Consider the following 2,804-nt stretch of genomic DNA (forward strand, 5'->3'; position numbering starts at 1 on the left):
TTCACCAAGAACAGGAAGCCCATGAGGATGATCAATGCAGCCCCGCAATAGAGCATCCATATGCCGCTGCTGGCGTCACTGGCGGATTGGGACAGCTCAAGCACGGTAACTCCAGTAAATGAGGGACGAGTCGGGGAGGATCATACCTTCCTCCCCGACTCTGAGTGCTGGTGACTAGAACCAACCACTCCAGGTGCGGTTGAACCCGTTGTACGCATCCAGCCCCAATCCCCAGCCGGACCCGTACTCGATAGAACTAACCTGCTTTCCGCTGCTGTTCCGTGTCCCTATGGCTGTTTCATGGTTCCCGTACAAGCCTGGGCCAAAGTTGGCGGATCCGCCGGCGTCATGCCCCATGCCAGCGAACTGCGATATATCGTCAGCGTTGCTCCGCATGACACCGAAATTCACCGATCCGCCCAGCTTAAAGCCTTCGCTGCCCCAGTCCATGGATCTCGACCAGCCATACCTGCGCTTGCCGTCCTTGCCCCGCACCGCTATCAGGCAAAACTCTCCACCCCCGCCGATTCCGAGTCCTCCCGATGCGCTGCCGCACACGCCTGTCGAGTTGTTGTAGTCGCCCAATTCGAACCCAACTTCTGCAGCAATTGCTACAGCTTTTCCAAGCGGAGTTGTTTGCCCCTGACCCATCTTCACCCCGCTCGCGATGCCGCGCGCGATCTTTCCGAAGATGCCGTCCTTCTTACGACGTTGGGCTTCGGCTTTCCGCTTTGCTTCGGCGCGGGCCTTGGCCTGGGCTTTGGCGCGGGCGATGGCTGAGGCGCGGACCTCGGCGCGGGCGTACTTGTCGTCGATCATGTAGTGGGAGGGGTTGGCGCGGTAGGCGGTGTAGCGCTGACGGAAGACCTTGCCCTTGCGGGGGGTCTGCTTCCAGACCCATTTGCCGTTGCGGTAGTTATAGCCGGCGTACATACCCCGGTTGGCTCCCCAGGCGGCGTCGCCGGACTTGCCGTGGTCGGTGGGGCCCATGGGGCGCAGGCCGTCGGAGTCGGACTTGGTGAGCGGGCTGTTGTGGGCGTAGGAGTAGGCGTTCATCTGGGCGGGGTCGTCGACGTCGATGACCGGGTCGACGGACAGGAAGCGGCCCAGGACCGGGTCGTATTCACGTGCGCCGAGATGTACCAGGCCGGTGGGGTCGTCGGTGCCGCCGACGAAGCCGCGGGTGCCGGGGAGGGTTTCGGCGTTCTTGGAGCGGGTCTGGCCGAAGGGCAGTTGTTTGCGGCGGGTGACGGCCAGGGTGGTCATGGCCACGGCTGCCATGGAGGTGCCTTGGTGGTCGGAGAGGAGGTAGGAGAAGCCTTTGCTGGTGCGGACGGCGACGGTCTGGCCCTCGTGGGTGTAGTAGCGGGTGGCTTCCTTGGCGCCGGCTTTGGTGATCTTCAATTCGTTGTCACCGGGCAGGGTGAGGGTCTGGCTGCCGTCCGGGTCCTTGGCGATCATGCGGTCGCCGGCGGCGTCGTAGAGGTAGCTGGTGGTTTTGCCGGCCTCGGTGAGCGTGGCGAGGTGTCCCTCGTCGTCCCAGGTGAGGTCCTGGGTGCGGTCACCGATGGTGCGCTTTTTGGTGTTGCCGGCCTCGTCGTAGTCGAAGGAGCTCTTCTGGCCGTCGTCGGGGCCGCCCTTGACGGTGGCTTCCTGCACGGCGTGCGGCAGCCCGGTCTTGGGCTCGGGCTGGGTGTAGGTGGTGGTGGCTTCGGTCAGCCTGTCCGTCTGCTGGGTGCGGTTGCCGATGGCGTCGTATTCATAGGACTGCCAGTAGGCGTCCGGGCCGCCGACCGTGCCCGCCGAAGGCGCGCTGCTGCAGTCGGTCTTGGCGGTCCAGGCTGCGGTGAGCTGGCCCAGGGCGTCGTTGGTGAAGCACTGCCGATCAGTGGACTTGGTCTCGTCCTGACCGCTGGCGGTGGTGATGCCGGTGACGTTGCCCGCCGGGTCGTAGGCATAGCTGGTGTCGTCGATGCGCTGGGGGGCGGTGTCGCGGTCGGTGGTCTGGCGGGTCATGCGGCCGGTGTGTTCGTCATAGACCTGGCTCTTGTAGACCTTCTTGCCGAGCGTGCCGAACTCGGTGCGCACTGGGCGTGCGAACACGTCGTGGGAGGTTGCGTTGACCAGCGTGATGGAGCCGGCGGTGGTCTTCTGCGGGAGGTTGCCCTCACCGTAGACGGTGGTCTGGCGCTCGCTGGGAAGGTTGCCGACCGCCGGATGCTTGATCCACTCCTGCTGGCCGGTGTACGTGTTGTAGCCGAACGTCCAGGTGTAGGTGCCGGCCAGCACTCCCGCACTCTCGGGGATCGTGGTGGTGCTGGACTTCGGCTGGTAGAGGTCGTCATAGGAGTCGGTGGCCGAGCGGTACTCCTTGCCATCGATATAGCGGATGCTGGCGGTGGGCTGGCCCTTGGCGACGGTGTCGTAGGTCCACTTCGACAGGAGCGTTCCGCCCTTGGCCAGTTCGATCTTCCGGCCCAGCGTGTCGTAGTCGGTGGTCAGGGTGATGCCGCGCTCGTCCGTGGTGGAGATGGCCTGGCCGAGCTTGTCGTAGACCGTCTTGGTCAGACCCTTGTCCGGGTCGTCGGCTTCGACCTGCTGCCCGCGGGCATCGAAGGCATACGTCCAGGTATTGCCGGCCGGGTCGGTGACCTTCTCCGGCTCGTCGAACTTGCCGTACTCGTAGAAGGTCTTCTGCGCCTTGGTGCGCTCGGTGTCGGTGTACTGCAGCCGTTCGGTCGTACGGCCCCGGGCATCGCTCACCACAGTGGTGGCGGTGCCTCCCTTTGGCGGGATGACAGCTG

The 2,804-nt window shown here is 64.6% G+C and carries 1 protein-coding gene; it reads right to left on the reverse strand.

The features are described 5' to 3' along the window. Nucleotides 1-174: 174 nt before the first annotated feature. Nucleotides 175-2,804: RHS repeat domain-containing protein (locus tag ACQKIP_RS44410; protein WP_427745591.1), on the reverse strand; the 2,630-nt coding region annotated here is incomplete at its 5' end.

The organism is Streptomyces sp. NPDC059900, from assembly GCF_050270335.1.
Classification (GTDB): domain Bacteria; phylum Actinomycetota; class Actinomycetes; order Streptomycetales; family Streptomycetaceae; genus Streptomyces.